Origin of the sequence: Croceibacterium selenioxidans, assembly GCF_018599195.1 — a bacterium.
GTDB classification, from domain to species: domain Bacteria; phylum Pseudomonadota; class Alphaproteobacteria; order Sphingomonadales; family Sphingomonadaceae; genus Croceibacterium_A; species Croceibacterium_A selenioxidans.
Genome location: NZ_JAHFVK010000002.1, coordinates 493849 through 518264, shown reverse-complemented (window position 1 = coordinate 518264; position 24416 = coordinate 493849). Strand labels below are relative to the sequence as shown.

The 24416-nt window shown below is 65.2% G+C and carries 25 protein-coding genes and 1 tRNA gene; 9 read left to right on the top strand and 17 right to left on the bottom strand.

From position 1 onward, the window contains the following. The first annotated feature begins 4 nt into the window (after positions 1–4). The gene (locus KK137_RS11370; protein WP_214536538.1) at positions 5–1822 is read left to right on the top strand and encodes a DEAD/DEAH box helicase; all 1818 of its coding nucleotides are present in this window, start codon (positions 5–7) and stop codon (positions 1820–1822) included. Between the two features lie 125 nt (positions 1823–1947). On the opposite strand, the gene KK137_RS11365 is transcribed toward KK137_RS11370, so the two are convergent. Next, positions 1948–2034, bottom strand: a tRNA-Leu gene (locus tag KK137_RS11365). Positions 2035–2167: 133 nt separating this feature from the next. Here KK137_RS11365 and KK137_RS11360 point away from each other — a divergent pair. Continuing rightward, positions 2168–2422, top strand: a complete 255-nt coding sequence (locus tag KK137_RS11360; protein WP_214536537.1) for a hypothetical protein — start codon at positions 2168–2170, stop codon at positions 2420–2422. A 21-nt stretch (positions 2423–2443) separates the two neighbouring features. Here KK137_RS11360 and KK137_RS11355 read toward each other — a convergent pair whose 3' ends face one another. Further along, entirely contained in the window at positions 2444–3295 is an 852-nt protein-coding gene (locus KK137_RS11355; RefSeq protein ID WP_214536536.1) for a zinc-ribbon domain-containing protein, read from the bottom strand. Positions 3296–3445: 150 nt separating this feature from the next. Between KK137_RS11355 and ftsE the strand changes: the two genes are divergently transcribed. The 4 genes from ftsE to KK137_RS11335 are packed head-to-tail and all read left to right on the top strand — an operon-like array spanning position 3446 to position 6276. Further along, the gene (ftsE, locus tag KK137_RS11350) at positions 3446–4171 is read left to right on the top strand and encodes a cell division ATP-binding protein FtsE (protein WP_214536535.1); all 726 of its coding nucleotides are present in this window, start codon (positions 3446–3448) and stop codon (positions 4169–4171) included. Beyond that, the gene (locus KK137_RS11345; RefSeq protein WP_214536534.1) at positions 4168–5064 is read left to right on the top strand and encodes a cell division protein FtsX; all 897 of its coding nucleotides are present in this window, start codon (positions 4168–4170) and stop codon (positions 5062–5064) included. The genes ftsE and KK137_RS11345 overlap by 4 nt, the downstream gene beginning before the upstream one ends. After that, entirely contained in the window at positions 5061–5591 is a 531-nt protein-coding gene (locus KK137_RS11340; protein WP_214536533.1) for a YdcF family protein, read from the top strand. The genes KK137_RS11345 and KK137_RS11340 overlap by 4 nt, the downstream gene beginning before the upstream one ends. Before the next feature lie 4 nt (positions 5592–5595). Further along, entirely contained in the window at positions 5596–6276 is a 681-nt protein-coding gene (locus tag KK137_RS11335; protein ID WP_214536532.1) for a lysophospholipid acyltransferase family protein, read from the top strand. A 371-nt stretch (positions 6277–6647) separates the two neighbouring features. On the opposite strand, the gene KK137_RS11330 is transcribed toward KK137_RS11335, so the two are convergent. Continuing rightward, positions 6648–7556 (bottom strand): prephenate/arogenate dehydrogenase family protein, encoded by a 909-nt coding sequence (locus KK137_RS11330; protein WP_214536531.1) that lies wholly within the window; start codon positions 7554–7556, stop codon positions 6648–6650. After that, complete coding sequence (hisC, locus tag KK137_RS11325) at positions 7553–8680, bottom strand: histidinol-phosphate transaminase (protein WP_214536530.1); 1128 nt, start codon at positions 8678–8680, stop codon at positions 7553–7555. Before hisC ends, KK137_RS11330 begins: the two co-directional genes overlap by 4 nt. Positions 8681–8736: 56 nt before the next feature. Between hisC and metX the strand changes: the two genes are divergently transcribed. After that, positions 8737–9843 carry a homoserine O-acetyltransferase MetX gene (gene metX, locus KK137_RS11320; RefSeq protein WP_214536529.1) on the top strand — a complete coding sequence of 369 codons (1107 nt, stop codon included), beginning with the start codon at positions 8737–8739 and terminating at the stop codon, positions 9841–9843. Further along, positions 9836–10426, top strand: coding sequence for a methionine biosynthesis protein MetW (gene metW / locus KK137_RS11315; RefSeq protein WP_214536528.1), 591 nt, complete (start codon positions 9836–9838; stop codon positions 10424–10426). Before metX ends, metW begins: the two co-directional genes overlap by 8 nt. Before the next feature lie 6 nt (positions 10427–10432). On the opposite strand, the gene KK137_RS11310 is transcribed toward metW, so the two are convergent. From KK137_RS11310 to KK137_RS11250, 13 genes are all read right to left on the bottom strand, one after another. Further along, positions 10433–11131, bottom strand: a complete 699-nt coding sequence (locus tag KK137_RS11310) for a VIT1/CCC1 transporter family protein (RefSeq protein ID WP_214536527.1) — start codon at positions 11129–11131, stop codon at positions 10433–10435. A 19-nt stretch (positions 11132–11150) separates the two neighbouring features. After that, the gene (gene fdhD / locus KK137_RS11305) at positions 11151–11927 is read right to left on the bottom strand and encodes a formate dehydrogenase accessory sulfurtransferase FdhD (RefSeq protein ID WP_214536526.1); all 777 of its coding nucleotides are present in this window, start codon (positions 11925–11927) and stop codon (positions 11151–11153) included. Positions 11928–12041: 114 nt separating this feature from the next. Then, positions 12042–12326 (bottom strand): formate dehydrogenase subunit delta, encoded by a 285-nt coding sequence (locus tag KK137_RS11300; RefSeq protein WP_214536525.1) that lies wholly within the window; start codon positions 12324–12326, stop codon positions 12042–12044. Further along, positions 12323–15169: a formate dehydrogenase subunit alpha gene (fdhF, locus tag KK137_RS11295; protein WP_214536524.1), complete on the bottom strand. Its 2847-nt coding sequence runs from the start codon at positions 15167–15169 to the stop codon at positions 12323–12325. The genes KK137_RS11300 and fdhF overlap by 4 nt, the downstream gene beginning before the upstream one ends. After that, a complete protein-coding gene (gene mobA / locus KK137_RS11290) occupies positions 15159–15689 on the bottom strand; it encodes a molybdenum cofactor guanylyltransferase (protein WP_214536523.1) in 531 nt (176 codons plus the stop codon). The genes fdhF and mobA overlap by 11 nt, the downstream gene beginning before the upstream one ends. Next, positions 15689–17245 carry an NADH-ubiquinone oxidoreductase-F iron-sulfur binding region domain-containing protein gene (locus tag KK137_RS11285; protein ID WP_214536522.1) on the bottom strand — a complete coding sequence of 519 codons (1557 nt, stop codon included), beginning with the start codon at positions 17243–17245 and terminating at the stop codon, positions 15689–15691. Before KK137_RS11285 ends, mobA begins: the two co-directional genes overlap by 1 nt. Continuing rightward, a complete protein-coding gene (locus KK137_RS11280) occupies positions 17245–17673 on the bottom strand; it encodes an NAD(P)H-dependent oxidoreductase subunit E (protein WP_214537591.1) in 429 nt (142 codons plus the stop codon). Before KK137_RS11280 ends, KK137_RS11285 begins: the two co-directional genes overlap by 1 nt. Continuing rightward, the gene (fghA, locus tag KK137_RS11275) at positions 17670–18503 is read right to left on the bottom strand and encodes an S-formylglutathione hydrolase (RefSeq protein ID WP_214536521.1); all 834 of its coding nucleotides are present in this window, start codon (positions 18501–18503) and stop codon (positions 17670–17672) included. Before fghA ends, KK137_RS11280 begins: the two co-directional genes overlap by 4 nt. A 24-nt stretch (positions 18504–18527) precedes the next feature. Beyond that, positions 18528–18905, bottom strand: a complete 378-nt coding sequence (locus tag KK137_RS11270; RefSeq protein WP_214536520.1) for a VOC family protein — start codon at positions 18903–18905, stop codon at positions 18528–18530. A 215-nt stretch (positions 18906–19120) separates the two neighbouring features. Next, positions 19121–19510 carry a VOC family protein gene (locus KK137_RS11265; protein WP_214536519.1) on the bottom strand — a complete coding sequence of 130 codons (390 nt, stop codon included), beginning with the start codon at positions 19508–19510 and terminating at the stop codon, positions 19121–19123. Positions 19511–19727: 217 nt separating this feature from the next. Further along, complete coding sequence (locus tag KK137_RS11260) at positions 19728–20840, bottom strand: S-(hydroxymethyl)glutathione dehydrogenase/class III alcohol dehydrogenase (RefSeq protein ID WP_214536518.1); 1113 nt, start codon at positions 20838–20840, stop codon at positions 19728–19730. A gap of 96 nt (positions 20841–20936) precedes the next feature. Further along, positions 20937–22301: an MFS transporter gene (locus KK137_RS11255; protein WP_214536517.1), complete on the bottom strand. Its 1365-nt coding sequence runs from the start codon at positions 22299–22301 to the stop codon at positions 20937–20939. 30 nt (positions 22302–22331) lie between these two features. After that, on the bottom strand, positions 22332–22784 hold the full coding sequence (locus KK137_RS11250; protein ID WP_338028051.1) for a Saro_0803 family transcriptional regulator: 453 nt from the start codon (positions 22782–22784) through the stop codon (positions 22332–22334). Between the two features lie 90 nt (positions 22785–22874). On the opposite strand from KK137_RS11250, the gene KK137_RS11245 reads away from it, so the two are divergent. Then, positions 22875–24344 (top strand): lignostilbene-alpha,beta-dioxygenase, encoded by a 1470-nt coding sequence (locus KK137_RS11245; RefSeq protein ID WP_214536516.1) that lies wholly within the window; start codon positions 22875–22877, stop codon positions 24342–24344. Positions 24345–24416: the final 72 nt, after the last annotated feature.

The window sequence follows — 24416 nt, the reverse complement described above, 5'->3', positions numbered from 1 at the left end:
GGCGATGCCTTTTCCCAATGTACCGGCCGTTCTCGGCGAAGCTCTAGTCGCGCGCGGCTATTCCGATCCCACCCCCGTGCAAGCCGCGGTGCTCGAGCCCGAGGCGGAAGGGCGTGACCTAATTGTCTCGGCGCAGACCGGTTCCGGCAAGACCGTCGCTTTCGGCATAGCCATGGCGCCCGACTTGCTTCGGCCCGACGGCATGGCGGAATTCGGCACCAGTCCGCTGGCGCTGGTCATTGCGCCCACCCGCGAGCTGGCGCTGCAGGTAAGCCGCGAGCTGATGTGGCTATACGGCAAGGCGGGTCTGCGCGTGGCGACCTGCGTCGGGGGCATGGACCCATCGAAGGAGCGACGCTCGTTGCGCGACGGGCCCCAAGTCGTCGTGGGAACGCCTGGCCGTCTGCGTGATCACCTCGAGCGGGGCGCGCTCGACCTCGCGGCGCTTCGCACAGTCGTGCTCGATGAGGCCGACGAAATGCTCGACATGGGCTTCCGCGAAGATCTCGAGGAAATTCTCGACGCGACCCCTGAAAGCCGCCGGACACTGTTGTTCTCCGCTACGATGCCGGCACCGATCACGCGGCTGGCGCAGCGCTACCAGCGCGACGCCCTGCGCATCTCCACGGTCAGCGACGGTCGCGGGCATGGCGACATCGCCTACCAGGCCGTCACCGTCTCGCCGTCGGAGATCGAGAACGCGGTGGTCAACCTCCTGCGCTTCCACGAAGCGGAAACCGCCATGCTGTTCTGCGCTACCCGCGAGAACGTCCGCCGGCTGCACGCAACCTTGCAGGAGCGCGGCTTTGCCGTGGTCGCGCTGTCGGGCGAGCACTCGCAGTCGGAGCGTAATCAGGCGCTGCAGGCGCTGCGCGATCGGCGCGCCCGCGTCTGCGTAGCGACCGACGTGGCGGCGCGGGGCATTGACCTTCCGACGCTCAGCCTGGTGATCCACGTCGAGATTCCCCGCGATGCCGAGACCTTGCAGCACCGCTCGGGCCGGACCGGGCGCGCGGGCAAGAAGGGCACCGCCGTCCTCGTCGTGCCTTACCCCCGCCGCAAGCGCGTCGAATCGATGCTGCGCGGTGCACGGATCAACGCCGAGTGGATCGATCCGCCGACGGCCGAAGCCATCCGCCACAACGACCGCCAGCGCCTGCTCGAGGCTCTGCTCGAGCCGATCGAGTTCGACGAGGAGGATCGCGAACTCGCGACCCGTCTTCTGGCTGAACGCAGCCCCGAGGACATCGCCGCGGCGCTGGTACGCGCTCATCGCGCCGCCTTGCCGCAGGCCGAAGAACTGATCCCGAACACGCCCGAAGCGCAGCAGGCCGATCGACAGGATCGCCATCGTGCGGGCTTCGAGGACGTGGTCTGGTTCCGGATGGACGTCGGCCGCCGTCAGAATGCCGACCCGCGTTGGATCCTGCCCCTGCTTTGCCGCCGCGGGCATATCACCCGCAACGAGATCGGAGCCATCCGCATCAGCGCGAACGAGACCCACTTCCAGGTCCCGCGGACCATCGCGGACAAGTTTGCGTCGGCGCTGGTTCGTACGGCCGGGACCGAGGACGGAGGCGATGTCAGCATCGAACCGTCGCCCGACACGCCGCGCGACGCCGCTCGGGAGCATCGCAAGGGCGCCAGGAGCCACGAACGGCCTGGACACTCGGGACCGCCACGCAAGGGACCGCCCGGCGCCGCGCGCAAGGCTGGCCGTTCGGGCAACGACGCGAAACCGCGTCCTGCTGATTCGGCGAAGGGACCCAAGAAGCCCTGGCAGAAGAAGCCTCACCGCAAGAACCGCGGACCTGCCGAGTAAGCCATCGCAAATGTCTTGAGGGGCGGATCGACGGAGCTTGCTCCGGCCGATTCGCTTCCTCACAGGCGCAAGTTGCCGCGATGAACGGGGCGCCCGAAGGCGAAAATCGATCTCATCAGGATGATTGGTGCGGTCGAGAAGACTCGAACTTCCACGGGCTTTCGCCCACAACGACCTCAACGTTGCGCGTCTACCAGTTCCGCCACGACCGCATAATCGACAAGGGCCAGAAGGCGGCCCTCGCGGGGTAGGTGGGGGCCCTTAGCAAAGCGACCATACCCCTGCAAGCCGGGGGCAATAACATTCTTCATCGCTGCCGTTCTTGTCATGGAACGGCCTTGATGGATGAGTGTTGGGTTAATGGTCTATCAACCATACGACGTGAGCTTTTCAGCGCTCTTGCTGGCTGCGGCCGCCACGGCCGTTGTGCCCTCTCCCCCGGACGTTCCGGGGGCCAAGGTCGTGCAAGCGCAGGTGAGGGCTGTCATCCTTGAGCCGGTAATCGTGCGCCAGGACCGTGGGCTCGATGAGACGCGCAAGGATGCGCCCCAGGCGCAACGCACCACTCGCGAGGGCAAGGTTCTCTACGAATTCCAGTAAGTCGCCTGACGGCGGCGAATTTCAGGTGGGCTTCCAGCCGATCTCGGCCACGCGGGCCGAGCGCGGCACGTCGGTCACAGCCTCGTTCACCGTCACGCTCTCGCCTGGGGCAAGGCTGCGCTTCGGCGGCTGAACTTCCCAACTGTAGACGATCCGCTCCCGAGAATCGCGCAGCACGATCAGGATCGGCGGGACATCCTCGGTCCGGCCGCCGACATTGGTGATCGTCCCACTCGCGCCGAAATATTCGGTGCCGTTGGGGGTCTGGCGGCGTTCCTGCCGGTCAGGCGGGAAGTCGAGCTGCAGATCCGTCCGGTTATAACCGAAAGTCGGTTCGTTCACCGGTACCCAATCGGGAAGTCCCAGATACGAAACCGCCGCAGTGGTGCCCACGGCTAGAACAGCGAAGATGCCCGCGGCCCAACTCCACACACGCAGCGGATTGCGCCGGCGCCTGAAAGGCGGAGCCGCATCGAACTGCGAGATGGCGTCATCGGCGTCCGCAGGCTCGGAGATGCGGGGCGTCTCGTAAGGAGGCGGGGGCGGCACGTCCTCGAATTCGGATTCCGCGAACGGGGCGCTCGCTGCTTCTGCCCCGACTTCCGGTTCCGGCTCGGGAGCAGGTGACGCGGTCACGAAGCGCGGACGGTCCCCCGCCGTGACCGGTTCCGGCGCAGGATCTGGCGTTGGTGGTGGAGCGACGGGCTCGGCTATTTCGGCCCGCGCCGGTTCCGACCCTGCCATCTCAAGCGCGGGTGGATCCTGGTACCAGCTGTGCCGGCACTTGGCGCACCGGACTGTGCGCCCCTCCAGGCCAATCGCACTGTCCGGCACCACATAGCGCGTCGTGCAAGCAGGGCATGAAATAATCATTGCAGGTGAATCTTAAGACTCTTGGCAACTGGCAACAAGGCGCACACCCTCAACTCACCCCCTTGCGTGGCTTTTTTCCACATCGAACAGCAGCTATAGCCGCCCGAGCATGCTCATCTTCCTCCATCCGCACCGCTCCCGAGGCCGTCCGTGAGCGCTGGGGAGGGGAGCATCGTCCAGTTCGACAACGTCGGCTTGCGCTACGGCACCGAACGAGAGGTGCTGAGCGACATCGCGTTCACGCTCTATCCGGGGAGTTTCTACTTCCTCACCGGGGCCAGCGGCGCGGGCAAGACTTCGTTGCTCAAACTGCTCTACCTGGCCCAGCGCCCTTCGCGGGGGGTCATCCGGATGTTCGGCACCGACGTGATCACCGTGCCGCGTAACCGTTTGCCCGAATTCCGCCGACGCATCGGCGTGGTGTTCCAGGACTTCCGCCTGGTGCCCGACTTATCCGCATTCGACAACGTGGCCCTGCCGCTACGCGTTTCAGGCGTTCCCGAGAACGAAATACGCAAGCCGGTGGCGGACATGCTCCAGTGGGTCGGGCTCGAACAGCGCGCCGATGCGCGGCCCGCCAGCCTCTCGGGCGGGGAGCAGCAGCGGGTCGCCATTGCCCGCGCCGTGATCGCCCGCCCGGAGATTCTCGTCGCCGACGAGCCGACGGGCAACGTCGACCCTGAAATGGCGGTAAAGCTATTGCGCCTGTTCGAGGCCCTCAATCGCCTTGGCACCACCGTGGTGGTCGCGACGCACGACGTTCACTTGCTGAAGAAGGTGCCGGATTCGCTGATCATGCGTCTCGACCGCGGGCGGCTTTCCGATCCGACGGGCGCGCTGCGCTATCCACCGCGGCGCGAGACGGTGGGCCAATGAAGGCGCTCCGACACGTCGCGAGCGATCGGCTCTTGCCGCAGGCGCGCATCGCCGGTCCGATGCCGTGGGTCATCGCCATCATGATCGCTCTCACGGTGATTGCGGCTGGGGCCGGTCTGGGCTTGCGCAACCTCACCCAGAGCGCCCGCAACGAGATCGCCGGTGGGATCACGGTCCAGATCGTGGAGGGGCGCCCGGCGGAGCGCGAACGCCAGGTTCAGGCAGCCCTGTCGTTGCTCGACGAGCTCGACGGAGTGGCGGAAGTCCGCCGCGTGCCCGACGAAGAGCTCAAGGCCTTGCTCGAACCCTGGCTCGGTCCGCAAGCGGCCTCTGCGGAGGATGCGCTTCCGGTTCCGGCGATCATCGACGTCAAGCTGGCGGGATCCGTGACCGAGAAGCAGCTCAAGGACTTGCGCGCGACGATCGTATCGTCGGCTCCCTCTGCGCGGGTGGACGCGCAGGCTCGCTGGTTGCAGCCTGTGTTCGACGCGGCCGCTTCGTTGCAGTGGCTCGCTGTCGGCCTGATCGTGCTGCTGGCGGGGACGAGTGCGGCGGCCGTGTGGCTGGCGGCGCGAAGCGCGCTGGGCAGTAACCACGAGACGATCGAGATCGTCCACCTGCTCGGGGGCACCGACGCGCAGATCGCCCGTATCTTCCAACGCTCGGTGGCGTTTGACGCGGCCCTGGGCGGCCTTGCCGGCCTTGCGCTGGGCCTTGCCGCTGTGCTGCTGTTAGGCAAGCAATTTGCGGCACTTGGCTCGGGCATGGTGGCTGGCGGTGGGCTCGGGCCGGTCGACTGGGCCGTTCTCGCACTCATTCCGGTGATAGGCTTGGCGTTGGCTATCCTGACCGCTCGCCTGACGGTGCTGGCTGTGCTGAGGCAAATCCTGTGATTCGCCGTTTTCTTTCATCGCTCTTCGTCCTTTGGGTGCTGGGATTCCTTTGGTTCGCGGTTGCGCTGCCGCAACCGGCGGGCAAACAGAAGACCGACGCGATCGTCGTGCCGACCGGCAGCGGCGGACGTATCCCGCGCGGGCTTGCGCTGCTGCGCGCGGGCGAGGCGCCCAAGATGCTCGTCACAGGGGTTTACAGCGACGTGAAGCCGAGGGAGTTCGAGGTCGAATACGGCGTATCGCCAGAACTTATGGAGTGCTGCGTGACGCTCGGGTTCGCCGCGCTCGATACGCGGGGCAATGCTCGCGAGACCGCCGCTTGGATCGCCGAGCAGAAGGTCCGCAGCCTGCGCCTGGTGACGTCCGACTGGCACATGCGCCGCGCCGCGCTGGAGCTGCAAGGAGCGCTGCCTCAGGAAACCGTGATCCTGCGCGACGCCGTCCCGTCCAAACCGTCGCTGTCGATGCTCTTTCTCGAATACCACAAGTTCCTGGCCGCCTGGCTCGTCCAAGCTCTTCCAGGTTAAGTCGATGATTGTGCTGCGGAGCCTGCTGTTCTATCTCGCGTTCTACTCGGGAAGCGTATTCTACGTCGGCATGTCGGCTCTTATGGCGACATTCGCGCCAAGTCGGGTGCGCCCATATCCCGACGCCTGGGCCCGCTATCACCGGGCCTGCTGCAAGGTACTGCTGGGGATCAGCGTTCACGAGACCGGCCACAGGCCGGTCGAGCCAGCTCTCTATGCGCTTAAGCACGAGAGTTTCTTCGAAGCGATCGATCTGCCCAATCTGCTCGACTACCCCGTGCCGTTCGGCAAGCAGGAGTTGTTCGACATTCCCGGCTGGGGCCGCGCCGCCCGCGCCTACGGCTCGGTCGAGGTGCGACGGGACCAGGGCGCCAAGGCGCTCCGCGCCATGATGACCGATGCGCGCAAATTCATTGCGAGCGGCCGCCCACTGGCGATCTTTCCGGAAGGCACACGCGTCCCACATGACACCCGCCCGCCGCTCCAGGCCGGTTTTGCCGGGATCTACAAGCTCCTGGGTCTACCGGTGGTGCCGGTCGCGGTGAACAGCGGGCCGCTATACCATCGCTTGTGGAAGCGACCCGGCACGATCACGCTGCATTTCGGGGAAGTGATCGAGCCTGGCCTCCCACGCGAGGAAATCGAGGCGAGGGTGCATGAGGCGATCAACGCGCTGAACTCTTGAGGTTTTGGCGATAATTCCTGATATGCGTAACCGTATCGGTTGCGCGCCTCGCCGTCAGAATGCCACTGCGATCCGTGAGGTTTGCGCAGCCCTCGCCGGCCTTCGCCCGTCCGCGACTTTGTTCTCCCGGCGTTAGGCCCGCATTCGCCCGCTGGTGGTTGGTGTATCTGCTCCTCCAGATCCTCCCTGTCGCGCAGCGATGGGGAGGTGGCAGGCGCCGCAGGGGCTGACGGAGGGGCTAAGGACAGTCCGCCAGCCCCTCCACCCTCCCCATGAGGCAGCGCCCCACACGGAGAACTTGAAAACCAGCAGAAACACGTCACGCCCTTGTATGAGAATTCATGCACGGACGCTGCGCCGTGCAGCAGGGCCTATTCGTGATCCTTACGCCCGAAGTCGGGCCGGGCGTCGTCCTGCCCGATCGCGACGATCGAACGGCGGATCGAGCGCGTGCGGGTGAACAGCTCGAACATGGTTTCCCCATCGCTCGCGCGGATCGCCTCTCGCATCAGGGCCAGGTCCGTGAGGAACCGGTCGAGCATTTCCAGCACCGCATCGCGATTCTGCAGGAAGACGTCGCGCCACATGGTCGGGTCCGATGCGGCGATGCGGGTGAAGTCGCGGAAGCCGCCGGCGGAGTACTTGATCACCTCTCCGCGCGTGACCTGCTCGAGGTCCGAAGCGGTCCCAACAATGGTGTAGGCTATCAGGTGAGGAATGTGGCTGGTGACGGCCAGCACCATGTCATGATGTTCGGCATCCATGGCGTCGACCATGGCGCCCAAGGCCTTCCAGAACTCGATGAGCGCGTTGACCTGCTCGGGATCGGCATCGGCCGGCGGAGTGAGGATGCACCAGCGATGGTGGAACAGGCTGGCAAAACCCGCGTCGGGTCCCGAGTGCTCGGTGCCGGCGACGGGGTGCGCGGGTATGATGGCGTGGTTCGGCAGAGCCTCTGACAGCGCCTTGGCGACCGTCCGCTTCGACGAACCCACATCGCTGACCAGAGCGTCGGGCCGCAACGCTCCGGCGATTTCGCGCGCGACTTCGGTCATCGCGCCAACCGGTACGCAGAGAATGACGAGGTCCGCCTCGGCCACCGCCTCACTCGCGGTCTCGCAAATGGTGCCGGCAAGGCCACGCTCCCGGGCGCGTTGGCGTACCGCGGGATCGACGTCGTAACCCGTGGTGGCTATGCCGGGCAGGTGCTGGGCGACTGCCAGGCCGATCGAGCCGCCGAGCAGGCCGAGGCCGATGATCGCCACGCGTTCAAATGTCACTGTGCGCCCTCCGCCAGAGTGCGCAACACTTGGGCTACTTCGTCCATCTGCCCCTCGGTCCCGATCGTGATGCGCAAGGCTTGCGGCAAGCCCTGGCCCGGCAAATGACGTACCGCGTAGCCGGCGTCGTTCAGCCCCAAGAGGGCAGCTTCGGCCGTCAACGCGCCTTCGAATAGCACGAGCACGAAATTAGCCTCACTCGGAAGCGGACGCAGCCCGAAGTTGCCGAGCGCTTCCAGCGCGGCGACGAACCTGGCCCGGACTTGGGTGTTGGACTCGCGCGACGACACAACGAAGGCTTGATCTTCCACCGCCGCGACAGCGGCCTGCTGCCCGGCGAGATTGACGTTGAATGGTCCGCGAAGGCGGTTGAGCGCGCCGATCAGGGCGGGCGCGCCAGTGGCCCAGCCGATCCGCTCTCCAGCAAGACCATAAGCCTTGGAGAAGGTGCGCATGACGAGCACGTTGTCGTGCGTGTTGGCCAGCGCCACGCCCCCGTCGTCGTTTTCCGGCGCGACGTATTCGGCGTAAGCCTGGTCGATCACCAGCAGGACATGGCCCGGTAGGCCAGAGTGCAGCCGCGCAAGCTCGGCCCGCGAAAGATAGCTGCCCGTCGGGTTGTTCGGATTGGCGACGAATACCACCCGCGTCCGCTCGGTCACGCAGGCTAGCAGGGTGTCGACATCGGTACCGTAATCGGCGTCCGGAGCCTCGACCGGCGTTGCCCCGCACCGCCGTGCCGCGATCTCGTAGAGTGAGAAGCCGTACCGCACGTAGAGCACTTCGTCTCCGGGACCGGCAAAGGCGCTGGCTGCCACCGTGAGCAGTTCGCCCGAGCCCGTGCCGCAGACGATCCGCCCCGGGTCCACGCCGTGCAACGCACCCAGCGCTTCGCGCAGTTCCGTCGAATCAGGATCGGGATAACGATCCGGTCCCGGCGCCGCGGCGCGCGCCTTCAGCGCGGCCTCGCTGGTGCCGAGCGGGTTTTCGTTGGCCGAGAGTTTGACGAGCTTGCGCCCGTCAGCGGCCTTGCTCTTGCCGGGCACGTAGGCATGGATAGCCTCGATCCACGGCTTCATCGCAGGACGGGTAATAGGAGCCCCTTCGTTCACCGCCGGGCGCATAGCCGCAAGCAGCGGGAATTGACAGCCCGCTTGGGCTATCCCATCCCCCGCCAAACGTGGCCACAGTTCTTTCATCGACAAGCAGCACCGTCCTGCTCGACAAGCCGCTCCAGCTCGACAGCGGGCAGGCGCTCGATCGCGTGACGATCGCTTACGAGACCTATGGCGAACTCGCGCCAGACAAGTCGAACGCGATTCTCGTCCATCATGCGCTGACCGGCGATCAGCACGTCGCCAGTCCGCATCCGATTACGGGCAAGCCGGGCTGGTGGGACCGGATGATCGGCCGCGGCAAGCCGATCGACACCGACCGCTTCTTCGTGATCTGCGCCAACGTGATCGGCAGCTGCATGGGTTCGACCGGCCCGGCGAGCGACGCCGCGGACGGCGGACGCTACGGCATGCGCTTCCCGGTCATCACGATTCGCGACATGGTCCGCGCCCAGGTGGCGTTGCTCGATGCGCTCGGGATCGGGCAGCTGCATGCCGTGGTGGGCGGCTCGATGGGCGGGATGCAGGCGCTGAGTCTTGCCGCCAATTTTCCCGAGCGGGCCGCGCGGGTGCTAGCCATCGCCACCACGCCGCGCCACTCGGCCCAGAACATCGCCTTCCATGAGGTCGGCCGCCAGGCGATCATGGCCGATCCCAACTGGCAGGGCGGCGACTATTACGATTCGGGCAATACGCCGGACAAGGGTCTCGCGGTGGCGCGTATGGCCGCGCACATCACCTACCTGTCGGAGGCGGGCCTGACCGGCAAGTTCGGCCGCCGCTTGCAGGACCGCGAGGCAAAGAGCTTCGGCTTCGACGCGGATTTCCAAGTCGAAAGCTACCTGCGGTACCAGGGGCTCGCCTTTACCGACCGGTTCGATGCCAACAGCTATCTCTATATCACCCGGGCGATGGACTATTTCGACTTGGCCGAAGAGCACGGCGGGCGATTGGCCGATGCCTTTGCCGGGACGCCGGCGCGCTTCTGCGTGGTCAGCTTCGACACCGATTGGCTCTATCCGACGGCCGAATCGCGCGCGATCGTTCACGCGCTCAACGCCGTCGCCGCGCCGGTCAGCTTCGTCGAGCTGTCAGCGCCTTATGGCCACGACAGCTTCCTGCTCGAAGTTCCCTCGCTCGACCGGGTCGTCACGGGGTTCCTCAATGGCTGAGCTGCGCCCCGACCTCGCCGTCATCGCCAAGCACGTCGCCCCGGGCAGCCGGGCGCTCGACGTCGGCTGCGGCGACGGCGAACTGATGGCCGTCCTGCGCGACAAGCAAGGGGTGGACGCGCGGGGGATGGAGATCGATCCCGAGGCGGTCGAACGCTGCGTCGCGCGTGGCCTCTCGGTGATCCAGGGAGACGCCGACCGCGATCTCGCCGACTATCCGGACGACGCGTTCGACTATGCGATCCTCAGTCAAACACTACAGACCGCTGCTCGGCCAGACTTGATGCTCGAACAGCTGCTGCGCGTCGGCCGGCGGGCCTTCGTCAGCTTCCCCAACTTTGCGCACTGGCGCATGCGCGCGTTCCTGCTGTGGCATGGCCGCATGCCGGTGACGCGCCACCTGCCGGTGAGCTGGTACGAGACGCAGAACATTCACCACGTGACGGTGACCGATTTCGACAAGCTGCTCGCCGACAAAGGCGTAAAGACCGAGCGGAGCTGGTTCTTCAGCGGCGAGCGCGAGCTGAGCGCCGCCGGAGCCAATTGGCGAGCGGAGTACGCGGTCTACCTGCTCAGCCGGTGAGCGGCCTCAAAACGCAAGCTCTCCGACGAAGTAGCTGACTGTGATCGTCACCACGCCGATCACCACGGTGCGAACAACGTTCGTGCCAACGTTCATATGCCCGGCGCGCGCCCCGACAATCGAGGTTACGACCAGCGACAGGAGCACGGCCGCGACGATAAGCCGGGTCTCGATCGCCATTGGCAGGAAGAATGTCAGCGCCAGGGGAATCGCGGCACCCAAGAGGTAGGCGAGAGCGGCGAAGATGCCCGTCAGCCAGACTTCGGCCTGAGAGGTTAGCGCGAGAATCCCGTGCCCGCTCTCGAGCGCCGCCTTTATCGGGGAGCGCGTCATCAGCTCCTTGGCCACCCTCTTGGCGAGATCCCGGCTAAGCCCTTTGGCGCGGTAGTAGTGGAACACTTCGGTCTCTTCGACGTGCCTTTGCTGCTCGACCTCGGCCTTTTCCTCGGCGACGGCGTTGAGTTGCGCCTCCCGGTCGGAAGCGGCCTCGGACCATTCCGCCCCACCCGCGCAGAGCATGCCGGCCACGGTCGCTGCCGTCGCGGCCATGAGCAAGGTCCGATCGCTTGCCCCGGCGCCGGTGAAGCCGAGCAGGATGCCCCCGGTCGCGACAATCCCGTCGCGCGCTGCGAGGCTCCAGGTGCGGCGCGATTTGGGATCCTGGAGGTATTGGCGCAGCTCTCTGAGGAAAGTCTTTCGCGCCATGGCTTTCCTCCGCGCCGCCTTACCTTGCGTTGCCGGAGTTGACCCGCAACACGCTGTCGTCGCGGGCTAGGGACCACAGGCTGAGGCCTGACTGGCTGGCGCGTTCGACCGCCATGCTGGTGGGCAGCGAGACGGTGACCAAGCGGGTGGCACCGGCGCGGACCGCCTTCTCGACGATCTCGTAGGAACAGCGCGCGGTGGAGAGGACGAAGCCTTCCGAAGGGTCTTGTCCGCTTGCGGCGAGGGCGCCGACGAGCTTGTCGAGCGCGTTATGGCGGCCGACGTCTTCGCGGGCATGCAGAATGAGGCCTTCGGGTGAAGCAAATGCGGCGGCATGCGCAGCGCCAGTCTTGCGGCCGAGCGGCTGGAAATCGCGCAGCGCGGCGAGGGCGGCGAAGATCGCACCCTCGGCAAGCGCGGCGTGCACTGGGACAGGAGGCAGCGGACGGGCGACGGCCTCGAGGTTCTCGATGCCGCACAGGCCGCAGGAACTTTCCGCCACGCGGGAGCGCACGCGATCGGTGAGCTGCTCGATGCCGAGGCCCGAGAGCGCCGCGCGGACGATCCAGCCCTTTTCGACTTCGGCTACGCTGATGTCGGTGAGGTCGGTGGGCTTTCGGGCCAGGCCTTCGGTCAGCGCGAAGCCGAGAGCGAAATCCTCGAGATCGCTCGGCGTGGCCATCATCACGGCGTAGCTGAGGCCGTTGAACTCCAGCGCCACCGGGGCTTCGGGCACCCACTCGCGCGAGGTGGTGTGGTGAGAGCCGTCGGGCCGGATTTCGAGTGGGGCGTTCAAATCCCCCTCCCGCCTGCGGGAGAGGCCAGCGGTGAGTGTGTGACGTCACGGGAGCGGCTTGCCGAGATAGGCCTACCCCTAGCCCCTCCCGCAAGCGAGAGGGGAGAAGGGAGCTCACCCCGCGTCGGAATGACCGACCTCGTTCACCTTGTTGAACTCGGTCCCGCCCGACTGCGGTGCGGGGGTCACGCCCGCGGCCAGCAGGTCAATCGCCGCCGTGGCGATTGGCGAGAGGTCGGTGCGGTTGTCGGCGAAGATCGACGACTTCATCCGCGGATCCCAGAACTTCTTGATGTGATCCGCCGTGGCCAGGACCGCGCTGTCCGCCCCGATAGCGGCGTAGTTGAGCGCGATCTGGTTGGCCATGCGCCGAAGTTTGACGATGGTGCCTTCGCTCATTCGGCCGGCTCCGCCTGGACGATGCGGCGCGAGCGTTCGGCCTGCTCGTTGTAGTCTTCCTGCCATTCGGACGGGCCGTTCGACGGCATGACCTGGACCGCGGTCACCTTGTACTCAGGGCAGTTGGTGGCCCAGTCCGAGAAGTCGGTGGTGACCACGTTGGCTTGCGTCGCAGGGTGGTGGAAGGTGGTGTAGACCACACCCGGCGCCACGCGATCGGTGACGAGAACGCGCAGTGTCGTCTCGCCCGAGCGGCTGGTGAGCTTGGCCCAGTCGTCGGTCTTGAGACCGCGGTTCTCGGCATCGCTCGGGTGCATTTCGAGCAGGTCTTCCTTGTGCCACAGCACGTTGTCGGTGCGCCGGGTCTGGGCGCCGACGTTGTACTGGCTCAGGATGCGGCCGGTAGTGAGCAGGAGCGGGAAGCGCGGACCGCTCTTCTCGTCGGTCGGCACGTATTCGGTGACGACGAACTTGCCCTTGCCGCGCACGAAGCCGTCGACGTGCATGATCGGCGCGCCTTCGGGGAACTTCTCGTTCACCGGCCACTGCAGCGAGCCCTCGCGGTCGAGGCGCTCCCACGAAACGCCGGCAAAGGTCGGCGTCAGGCGGGCGATCTCGTCGAGAATCTGGCTCGGGTGGGTGTAGGTCCAGTTCAGGCCCATCTCGTTGGCGAGGAGCTGGGTCACTTCCCAGTCGCCATAGCCGTTGGCCGGTTCCATCACCTTGCGCACTGGCTGAATGCGGCGTTCGGCGTTGGTGAAGGTGCCGTCCTTCTCGAGGAAGGTCGAACCCGGCAGGAAGATGTGCGCGTAGTTTGCGGTTTCGTTCAAGAACAGGTCGTGGACGATCACGCAGTCCATCGCGGCGAGGCCGGCGGCGACGTGCTTGGTGTCCGGGTCCGACTGCAGGATGTCTTCACCCTGGATGTAGATCGCGCGGAAGCTGCCATCGACAGCGGCATCGAGCATGTTGGGAATGCGCAGGCCCGGCTCCGGATCGAGCGTCACGCCCCAATCGTCCTCGAACAGCTTGCGCGTCGCGGCGTCGGAGATGTGGCGATAGCCCGACAGCTCGTGCGGGAAGCTGCCCATGTCGCAGCTGCCCTGTACGTTGTTCTGGCCGCGCAGCGGGTTCACACCCACGCCGCGGCGGCCGATGTTGCCGGTCGCCATCGCGAGGTTGGCGATCGCCATGACGGTCGACGAACCCTGCGAGTGCTCGGTCACGCCGAGGCCGTAGTAGATCGCGCCGTTGCCGCCGGTGGCAAACAGGCGCGCCGCTTCGCGCAGGTCTTGCGCTGGAACGCGGGTGACCGCTTCGAGCGTTTCGGGGCTGTGGCGTTCGTCGGAAACGAAGCGGGCCCAGTCCTGATATTCGTCCCAGTCGCAGCGTTCGCGGATGAACTTCTCGTCGGCGAGCCCCTCGGTCACGATCACGTGCGCCAGGCTGGTCATCACGGCGACGTTGGTGCCGGGCTGCAGCGGCAGGTGATAGGCGGCCTCGATGTGCGGGCTGCGGACGAGGTCGATCCGGCGCGGGTCGATCACGATCAGCTTGGCACCCTGGCGCAGGCGGCGCTTCATGCGGCTGCCGAATACCGGGTGTGCGTCGGTCGGGTTGGCGCCGATCACCAGGATGACGTCCGAATCCATCACGGAATCGAAGTCCTGCGTGCCGGCGCTGGTGCCGAAGGTCGTCGACAGGCCAAAGCCCGTCGGCGAGTGGCACACGCGGGCGCAGGTATCGACGTTGTTCGACCCGAACCCGCCGCGCACCAGCTTCTGCACGAGGTAGGCTTCTTCGTTGGTGCAGCGGCTGGAAGTGATGCCGCCCAGCGCGCGCGCGCCCGATTCAGCCTTGATCTGGTTGAGGCGGGCCGCGGTGTAGGAAATCGCCTCGTCCCAGCTGACTTCGCGCCAGGGCTGGTCGATGCTCTCGCGGATCATCGGGTTGAGGATGCGCTCGCGGTGGTTGGCGTAGCCATAGGCGAAGCGGCCCTTGACGCAGCTGTGGCCGCGGTTGGCCTTTCCGTCCTTCCACGGAACCATGCGCACGAGCTGCTCGCCGCGCATCTCGGCGCGGAAGGTGCAGCCCACGCCGCAATAGGCGCAGGTGGTGACCACGGCCCGCTCCGGCTTGCCGATCGCCTTGACGCTCTTTTCCTGCAGCGTCGCTGTCGGGCAGGCCTGCACGCAGGCGCCGCAGCTGACGCATTCGGAGCCGAGGAAGTTGTCCTCGACCTGTCCGGCGCTGACCTTCGACCCGAACCCGCGCCCGTCGATCGTCAGCGCGAAAGTGCCCTGTACCTCGTCGCATGCGCGCACGCAGCGGCTGCAGACGATGCACTTGCTGGGATCGAAGTCGAAGTACGGGTTGGAGAAGTCGGTGGCGAGGCCGAGGTGGTTCTCACCCTCGAAGCCATAGCGCACGTCGCGCAGGCCCACCTGGGCCGCCGCGTCCTGCAGCTCGCAGTCGTTGTTGGCGCTGCAGGTCAGGCAGTCGAGCGGGTGGTCGGAGATGTAGAGCTCCATCACGCCCTTGCGCAGCTTTTCGAGCCGCGGGGTCTGCGTGTGGACGTTCATCCCGGGCATGACAGGCGTGGTGCAGCTGGCAGGCGTGCCGCGCGCGCCGTCGATCTCGACCAGGCACAGGCGGCACGAGCCGAACGCCTTCATGTTGTCGGTGGCGCAAAGCTTGGGGATCTGGCCACCGATCTCGGCAGCCGCGCGCATTACGCTGGTACCCGCGGGCACCGTCACTTCACGCCCATCGATGGTGAGGCTCACCATCTCGTCGGACTTGACTGCGGGCGTGCCGAAGTCTTCCTGGCGTTCAAATCCCATCTTTTCGCTCCATCGCGGCGAGATCCGCCGGCGTGTTAATATTAGCAGGTTTGGCGCTGATTTTCACGGCTGTTGCGCCAATGGCGCCTGCAAACGCAAGCATCGAATGCTTGGTGTCTGCCAGAAGCAACGTTTCAATCGCGTCAACGGCTCCCGCAGGCCAATGACCGACGACCGGCTGGCTTTCCAGGTAGGCCGGTGCGGGGGAGAGTAGTTCAGGCAGATTCTCGGGCAATCCCACTGAATCCACGCCCAAAGTCAGCACGGTTGCGTAGCCTTCGTCACGCGCGAAATGGAGCGCGGCGGCAATTCCCGCAAGCGGTCCCATCTGTGGGTGCGGCCAGTCGGGAATGGTCGGGGCGGGGGCGGTTTCACGCCCGGCGACGACGACATATTCGCACCAACCTGACAGGGTATCGACCGCCCGGGCGAGCAGGGTATGCCCGTCCAGCTCGGCCAGCGCCTTGTCGCTGCCGAAACGGGTCGACTGCCCGCCAGCCAGGACGACGCCGAGGATCACTAAGCGTCGTTCCGATCGAGCACTTTTTCGCTCTCGGGCATGAAGTCTTCCGGCCAGTTCTTAAGCGCGCTCATGACGGGATAGGGGGTGAACCCGCCGAGTGCACAAAGCGAGCCGAATTTCATCGTCTCGCACAAGTCGGTCAGCAGGCCGATGTCCTGTTCGGGCAGGCGGCCCTTCTTCGACGCATTGTGCATCACCGGCAGAACCTCGACCGCGTCGGCCTTGCGCCCGCCCGCGCGGATGCGGTCGATCAGCTCGACGCCGCGAATGGAACCGATGCGGCAAGGAGTGCACTTGCCGCAACTCTCGGCTGCGCAGAATTCCATCGCGAAACGCGCCATCTGACCCATGTCGGCGGTGTCGTCGAACACGGTAATGCCGCCATGACCGATCAGCGCGTCGGCGACGGTGTATTCCTCGTAATCGAAGCGGATGTCGAACTGGTCGGGGTGGATATAGGCGCCCAGCGGACCGCCGACCTGCACCGCCTTGACCGGGCGGCCGCTCTCGGTGCCGCCGCCGATGTCGTAGATCAACTCGCGCAGGGTGATGCCGAACGCGGTTTCGAACAGGCCGCCGTGCTTGATGTTGCCCGCAAGCTGGATCGGCATGGTGCCCTTGGAGCGGTCCATGCCAAGTGCGCCGTAGTGGGCTGCGCCGCCTTCGGCGAGTATGTGCGGCACGGCGGACAGGGTCAGCACGTTGTTGACCACGGTCGGCTTGCCGAACAGCCCTTCGAGCGCCGGAAGCGGCGGCTTGGCGCGCACTTCGCCGCGCTTGCCTTCGAGCGAGTTGAGCAGCGAGGTTTCCTCACCGCAGACATAAGCTCCCGCGCCGGTGCGCACTTCGCAGCGGAACGGGGCGATGATGCCCTCGCAGAGCTTCAGCGCTTCAGTCAGCTTGCGGATCGAGTCCGGGTATTCGCTGCGGCAGTAGATGTAGCCCTGGTCGGCCCCGACCGCTTCGCCGGCGATCGCCATGCCTTCGATCAGCGCATAAGGATCGCCTTCCATGACCATGCGGTCGGCAAAGGTGCCGCTGTCGCCTTCGTCGGCGTTGCAGACGATGTACTTCTGCGGACCGGCGGCTCCGGCCACGGTCTTCCATTTGATTCCTGCGGGGAAGCCCGCACCGCCGCGGCCGCGCAGGCCCGAGGCGAGGACTTCCTCGATGATCGCTTCCGAACCGATCTGACGCGCACGGCGCAATCCGGCCCAGCCGCCGGTTTCCTCGTAGTCGTCGAGGTTGGTCGGGCGGGTCTGGCCCGCACGGGAAAACGTCAGGCGCTGCTGGCGGGCGATGAACGGATGCTCGACGATTTCGCCGATGGCCTTGCTGCTCGTTCCAGCGAGAATGGCATCGACGTCATCGAGCGTGGCTGGGCCGAAGCCCATGCCTTCGATCTCAACCAGCGGCTCAAGCCACTGCATGCCCCAGCTCGAGGTGCGGTGAACCTCGACGCCCTTGTTGGCGAAGGCCGCGGCAAGCGCGTCGGCGCCCAGCGCCCGGGCCAGCGCGTCGTCGGAAATGCGGACGATACGAGTCTCGGACATCAGGCGTTCTCGATCACTTTGGCGAGGGCGGCGGCATCGAGCCGCGCATGGAGCGTGTCACCGACACGCGCGCTGGGCCCGGCGCTGCACAGGCCGAGGCAGTAGACGGTCGAAAGCTTTACGCGCTCTCCGGCAGCCTGCTTCGCGCCGGCCATCAGGTTCTCGACGCCGCGGGCCTTGCAGGCCTCGGCCCGGCAAATCTGGACCTCGGGGCGCGGATCGGCTTTCTCGTGGAAATCGTGATAGAAGCTGACCACGCCATGCACATCGGCGCGGCTCAGGTTGAGGGCGCCGGCAATCACCCGCTCGGCTTCGCCATCGACGCAGCCGAATTCGTGCTGGATGTCGTGCAGGATCGGCAGCATCGGTCCTTCGCGGCCTGCGTGTTCGGCCACGATCTCCGCGACTCTCTGCTCTTTGGTACTCACTTGTTCAGCCTCTCCGCGTGCCAGGCGATATGCTCGTCCATGAAGGTCGAGATGAAGAAGTAGGAGTGGTCGTAACCCTCCTGCATCCTGATTTGAGCGGGCATATCGGCCTTGCGGCATGCCTCGTCCAGTAATTGCGTCTTGAGTTGCGTATCGAGGAAGTTGTCTGCGGTGCCCTGGTCCACCAGCAAGTCGGGCAGACGCGCGCCCTGCTTGATCAGGGCGCAGGCGTCGTATTGCCGCCACGAAGACATATCCTCGCCCAGATAGCCACCCAGGGCCTTCTCGCCCCACGGACAGTTCATCGGGCTGACGATCGGGGCGAAGGCGCTGGTCGAGCGGAAACGGCCGGGGTTGCGCAAGCTGATGGTCAGCGCGCCGTGGCCGCCCATCGAATGGCCGGTGATGCCCTGGCGGTCCCTATCGACCGGGAACTCGGCAGCGACCAGCGCGGGCAGTTCCTGCTCGATGTAGGAACGCATGCGGAAGTGCCTGGCCCAAGGCTCCTGCGTGGCATCGACGTAGAAGCCGGCGCCCTTGCCGAAGTCGTAGGCCTCGTCGTCGGGAACGTCGTCACCGCGTGGACTCGTGTCGGGCGCGACGAACACGATCCCATGCTCGGCACAGGCGCGGCGGTACTCACCCTTTTCCATCACGTTGGCGTGAGTGCAGGTGAGGCCCGAGAGATACCACAGCACCGGAAGCTTCGCGCCAGGCGCATGGTCCGGCACGTAGACCGCAAAGGTCATGTCCGTGCCGGTCACGACGGAGGCATGGCGGTAAACGCCTTGCGTGCCGCCAAACGCGCGCGCGGTCGATAAGACTTCCATGTTCAGCGACTTAGTCCGTTTCGCTCAATGGCGCATGTGGAAGACGCAAACCTTGTTGCCGTCCGGATCGCGCAGGTAGGCACCGTGCGAGTTGTTGGGAGCGGCTGCGCGCGGGCCCGGGGCGCCTTCGTCGACACCGCCGGCGGCGAGGCCGGCCTGGTGCCACTTCACGATGGTCTCGTCATCGGGGGCGGAGAAACCGAGAGTGTGACCGTTGGAGACGGTCGCGGCTTCTCCGTTGTAAGGCGGCGCGACAATGAAGGTACCCTGCGGGCCCGCGTAGATCAGGCGGCCAGCTTCGACCGGCGCGACGTTCTGGTAACCAAGGACGCTCATCGTAGCGTCGTAGAACTCGCGGCTCTTCTCGATGTCGTTCGAGCCGAGAAATACGTGGGTGAACATCGGCGACTCTCCTGTCGATTCTTATCGGGCCTATCAGGCAGGCTCATCATATAGCCGAAATTTTCGCCCTTGTGAAAGTGCCCGAGCGGTTTTTTCGGAATCTCCCCTCCGGCTTGCGTGAGGGGCTGGGGGTGGGCCAGTCGGGGGAGGCGCGGCGTATCGTTCCCACACCCATCCCTAACCGCTCCCGCAAGCGGGAGGGGGTGATGCAGCGCCTACTCCGGCGCGTCGTAGACCGCGCAGATCTTGTTCCCGGCGGGATCGCGCAGATAGGCGACCGTAACTTCCCGACCCGTGGCCGGCGAGACCCGCTTGATCGGTTGGCCTTCGCACTCGGTTCCGCCGTTCGCGAGGCCAGCGCTGTGCCAGCCGAGCACGGCTTCTTCCGACGGCGCGGAGAACCCGATCGTACCGCCGTTGGCGTATGTCGCGGGTTGGCCGTCGATCGGCCTCCCGACGATCAGTAGCGCCCCGTCGTGACGATAGAGCAAGCGCCCCTTGCTGTCGGCCGTGGCCGCAGCGATGCCGAGAGCGGCGAATGTGGCGTCGTAGAACTGACGTGCCGCCTCGGGATCATTCGTCCCGATAGCCAAGTGTCTGAACATGGAGGTCTCCCGAAAGCGTAGCCGTGAAGGAGGCGTTTGATTATCGGACCAACATTCCCTCCTCCGTTCGTCCCGAGCCTGTCGAAGGATGCTGGCGCAGCGCTGACGGGGTTCGACAAGCTCACCACGAACGGAGGTGGTGGATTCCGATCATGGTGAGCCTGTCGAATGACATTCCCAGGACGAAGGGATCAGGAGTAAGAACCCCAAGTCGTGATCAATAGACCACCACGCTGCGGATGCTCTCGCCGGCGTGCATCAGGTCGAAGCCCTTGTTGATCTCTTCCAGCGACAGGACGTGGGTGATCATCGGGTCGATGGCGATCTTGCCGTCCATGTACCAGTCGACGATCTTCGGCACGTCTGTACGGCCCTTGGCGCCGCCGAACGCGGTGCCGCGCCAGTTGCGGCCGGTGACGAGCTGGAACGGGCGGGTGGCGATTTCCTTGCCCGCTTCCGCCACGCCGATGATAATCGAGGTGCCCCAACCGCGGTGGCAGGCTTCGAGCGCGGTGCGCATGACTTCGGTGTTGCCGGTGCAATCGAAGGTATAGTCCGCGCCGCCGTCGGTCAGCTCGAGGATCTTGGCGATCGTCTCTTCGCGGCTCAGGCCCTTGGAATTGAGGAAGTGGGTCATGCCGAACTGGCGGCCCCATTCCTCGCGCGCCGGGTTGATGTCGACGCCGATGATCAGGTTGGCGCCTGCGAGCTTGGCGCCCTGAATCACGTTGAGGCCGATACCGCCGAGGCCGAACACGACTACGTTGTCGCCGACCTGGACCTTGGCGGTGTTGACCACCGCACCAACGCCAGTGGTCACGCCGCAGCCGATGTAACAGCTGGTCTTGAACGGCGCGTCTTCGCGAATCTTGGCGACCGCGATCTCGGGCAGCACCGTGAAGTTCGAGAAGGTCGAGCAGCCCATGTAGTGGTAGATCGGCTGCCCCTTGTAGGAGAAGCGCGTGGTGCCGTCGGGCATCAGGCCCTTGCCCTGCGTGGCGCGGATCGCCGTGCAGAGGTTGGTCTTGCCGCTGAGGCACGACTTACATTTGCGGCATTCCGGGGTGTAGAGCGGGATCACGTGGTCGCCCGGCACAACGCTGGTCACGCCCGCGCCGACTTCGCGCACGATGCCGGCGCCTTCGTGGCCGAGCACGCTGGGGAAGATGCCTTCGGAATCGAGCCCATCGAGGGTGTAGGCATCGGTATGGCAAATGCCCGTCGCCATGATCTCGACCAGAACTTCGCCGGCCTTGGGACCTTCGAGGTCGAGCTCGACGATCTCGAGCGGTTTCTTGGCTTCGAAAGCGACAGCGGCACGGGTCTTCATGGCAACTCTCTCACTGGCTGGCGGGACGAACTTTCAGGCGCCCATGGCCCTTCTGTCCGTCTCGCGCCAGCCTGAATTTCAACCGTGGCGAAGCGCTTAGCGCGCTGCCTCCGCGGTCGAAATCCCGAGATCCGCATCGGCGTCGCGCATCGGCAGCAGCCACAACAGGCCAGCGCCAATGATCGCGCCGAGCGACATGACGATCGACACCGTCAGAAGTTGCTCGTTGCCGAGCGCCGTGAACAGGAACCCGGCGATGATGGGCGAGCCTGCCGCACCGGCCCGGCCAACGCCGAGCACAAAGCCCGTACCCGTGGCGCGGGCATAGGCCGGGAAGCCCCGAGCGAAGGCGGCATAGTAACCCACGATCGCCGCATTGAGGAAGAACATCGTCAGGAACGCAGCAATACGCCAGCCCCACAGGGTGTCGCTTCCCATGCCAAACGCAGCCACCGCGGCCGAACCGAGCACGGCCGCAGCGATGGTCGGTCCCTTGATGTCCCATTTCTTGAGTGCAAAACCGAAGATCGCACCGCCGACGGCACCGCCGATATTGGCGACAGTCAGCGTGCTCGCAGCTTCCGGCTGGGTAAAGCCGGCGTCATGCACGATCTGAACCGCAAACTTCAGGATGAAGTAGAACGTCAGGGTGTGGAACATGTAGCCGAACGCCAGCAACAGAGTAACCGGCCGCAGGCGCGGGTTGGAGAGGATATCGGTGACCTTGGGCTTGGCCACGGTTTCCGGCACCGGCGGAAGCTCGGCGATCTCCGGTTGGCGCAGGGCGCGCAGCGACTTGTTGATCTTGGCGAGCGCGCCTTCGGGGCGGCGAGCCGCGTAGAAGGCGGGGGTTTCCGGGACCAGCAACATGACCAACGGGATCATCACCGCCGTCACGATGGCGCCGAACAGGAATACCGCCCGCCAGTCATAGTCGACCAGCAGCCAGCTCTGCGCGGCGAAACCGCCGATCACGCCACCCAACGGATAGCCGATCACGTACAGCGCCATGGCGAGGCTGCGGTCCTTCTTGTTCGAGGTTTCGGCGGTCACGGCATTGGTCGCGGCGAGCATGCCGCCGATGCCAAGGCCGGTGATGAGCCGCCAGATGGTCAGCTCAGAAACGCCAGTGGCGGCGTGAGCCATGTACATGCCAACGGCCATGACCACGAGGCAGAGCAACATGGCCGGCTTGCGGCCGATCTTGTCGGCCACCCCACCCAGGATCAGCGAGCCGAAGCCCATGCCGACGAGTTCGGCCGAAAGAACGATGCCCAGCTCGGAGCGGGGGATGCCCCACTCCTCGGAAATGCCGGGAGCCGCGAAGGCGCTGGACAAAACGTCGAAACCATCGAGCGCGTTAAGCAGAATCATTAGGACAATGACGACCCATTGACGGAAACTCATCGGGTTGTCGTCGATCACCTGGATGGGATTAGTTCCCCCAGTGGCACCTGCCATTTTGTATCTTCCTCTCTCCCAAGAAGGATCTCATTCGTGGATTCGCGTCAGCATTTCCACCAGTTTTTCGACCTCGGCAGCGGTGAAGCGCGCTTTCAGCCACTTTTCGTGCTCCGCGATGCAGACTTTCGCCTCATCGAGCGCGGCGAGGCCCGTGGGCGTCACGTGGAGGGCCTGCTTGCGCCCATCGCTGTCCGACCGTTCGCGCCGGACGAAATCGCGATCCTGCAGGCGGTTAACGATGGTCATGGTCGTCGCCCGATCCATGCTGAGCTTCCGGCCCAGCTCGACCTGTGAAATGCCCGGCTCTTCGGCCGCCAGCCACAAGGCGGAAACTTGTTTTTGCGTGAGATCGAGGTTGGCGAAGGTTTCAGTGAAGTGTCGATAGACGGCGCCGTGCGCGAGCCGGAGATGGAAGCCGAGAATTCCATCCAGCCCGCCAAGGCCGCGGGATTTGACATCCATCAGTTTCAGCGTTGGCACTAGCCCCTAATCCTCACCCTTCCCTTGCCTAATCGTTAGTGGAGCATACAATCGCCCACAACAAGGCGGCGCGCGATAAGAGAGGACCTAATGTCGCATTTTCCCCAGACTCCCAGCTTTACCGGCTTCAACACCCCCAGCCGGATCGAAGCCGACATCAACGACCTTCAACACGAAGGCACGATCCCGCCCGAGCTCGACGGCGCGTTCTACCGTGTGCAGCCCGATCCGCAGTTCCCGCCGCGCCTGGGGGACGACATTTCCTTCAACGGCGACGGAATGATCACCCGGTTCCACTTCCACGACGGCCAGTGCGACTTCCGCCAGCGCTGGGCGCAGACCGACAAGTGGAAGCTGGAGAACGAGGCCGGCAAGGCCCTGTTCGGCGCCTATCGCAACCCGCTGACCGACGACGAGAGTGTGAAGGGGAAGATTCGTTCGACCGCCAACACCAACGCCTGGATCTATGCCGGCAAGCTGTGGGCGATGAAGGAGGATTCGCCGGCGTTGTTGATGGACCCAGCAACGATGGAGACGATCGGATTCGAAAAGTTCGGCGGCAAGATGACAGGGGAGACCTTTACCTCTCACCCGAAGGTCGACCCTAAGACCGGCAACATGGTCGCCATCGGCTATGCCGCCTCGGGCCTGTGCACCGATGACGTGACCTATTACGAAATCAGCCCCGAGGGCGAACTGGTCCGCGAGAAGTGGTTCAAGGTCCCCTACTATTGCATGATGCACGACTTCGGGATCACCGAGGACTATCTCATCCTCCACATCGTGCCCTCGATCGGGTCGTGGGAACGACTGGAGAAAGGCCTGCCGCACTTCGGCTTCGACACCACGCTGCCGGTCTATCTCGGCGTGATCCCGCGTCGTGACGACCTCAAGCAGGAAGACATACGCTGGTTCAAGCGCGACAACTGTTTCGCCAGCCACGTGCTCAACGCCTGGCAGGAAGGGACCAAAATCCACTTCCTCACCTGCGAGGCGAAGAATAACATGTTTCCGTTCTTCCCCGACGTCCATGGTGCGCCGTTCAACGGGATGGAGGCGATGAGCTTCCTGTCCGACTGGACGGTGGACCTGGCCAGCAACGGGGAGGAGTTCGACGCGATCACAAAGCTGACCGACACGGCGGCCGAGTTCCCCCGCATCGACGACCGCTTTGCTGGCAAGCAGACCCGCTACGGCTGGTTCCTGGAAATGGACATGCGCCGCCCGGTGGAGCTCAAGGGCGGCAGCGCCGGCGGCTTGTTGATGAACTGCCTGTTCCTCAAGGACCTCGAAACCGGCAAGGAGCAACACTGGTGGTGCGGGCCGGTCTCGAGTCTGCAGGAGCCGTGCTTCATCCCGCGCAGCAAGGATGCACCCGAAGGCGACGGCTGGATCGTGCAGGTGTGCAACCGGCTGGAAGACCATCGCAGCGACTTGCTGCTATTCGACGCGCTCGACATCGAGAAGGGCCCGATCGCCACGATCAAGGTCCCCATCCAGCTGCGCTTCGGCCTTCACGGCAACTTCGCCCCGAGTGAGGAAATCGGGCTCGCTGCTTGACGCGGAATCTCTCCGGGCAGAAATCATAACTCGAGGTGCCACCGGGATTGAGTAAGAGCAGGGGGAGGCGTC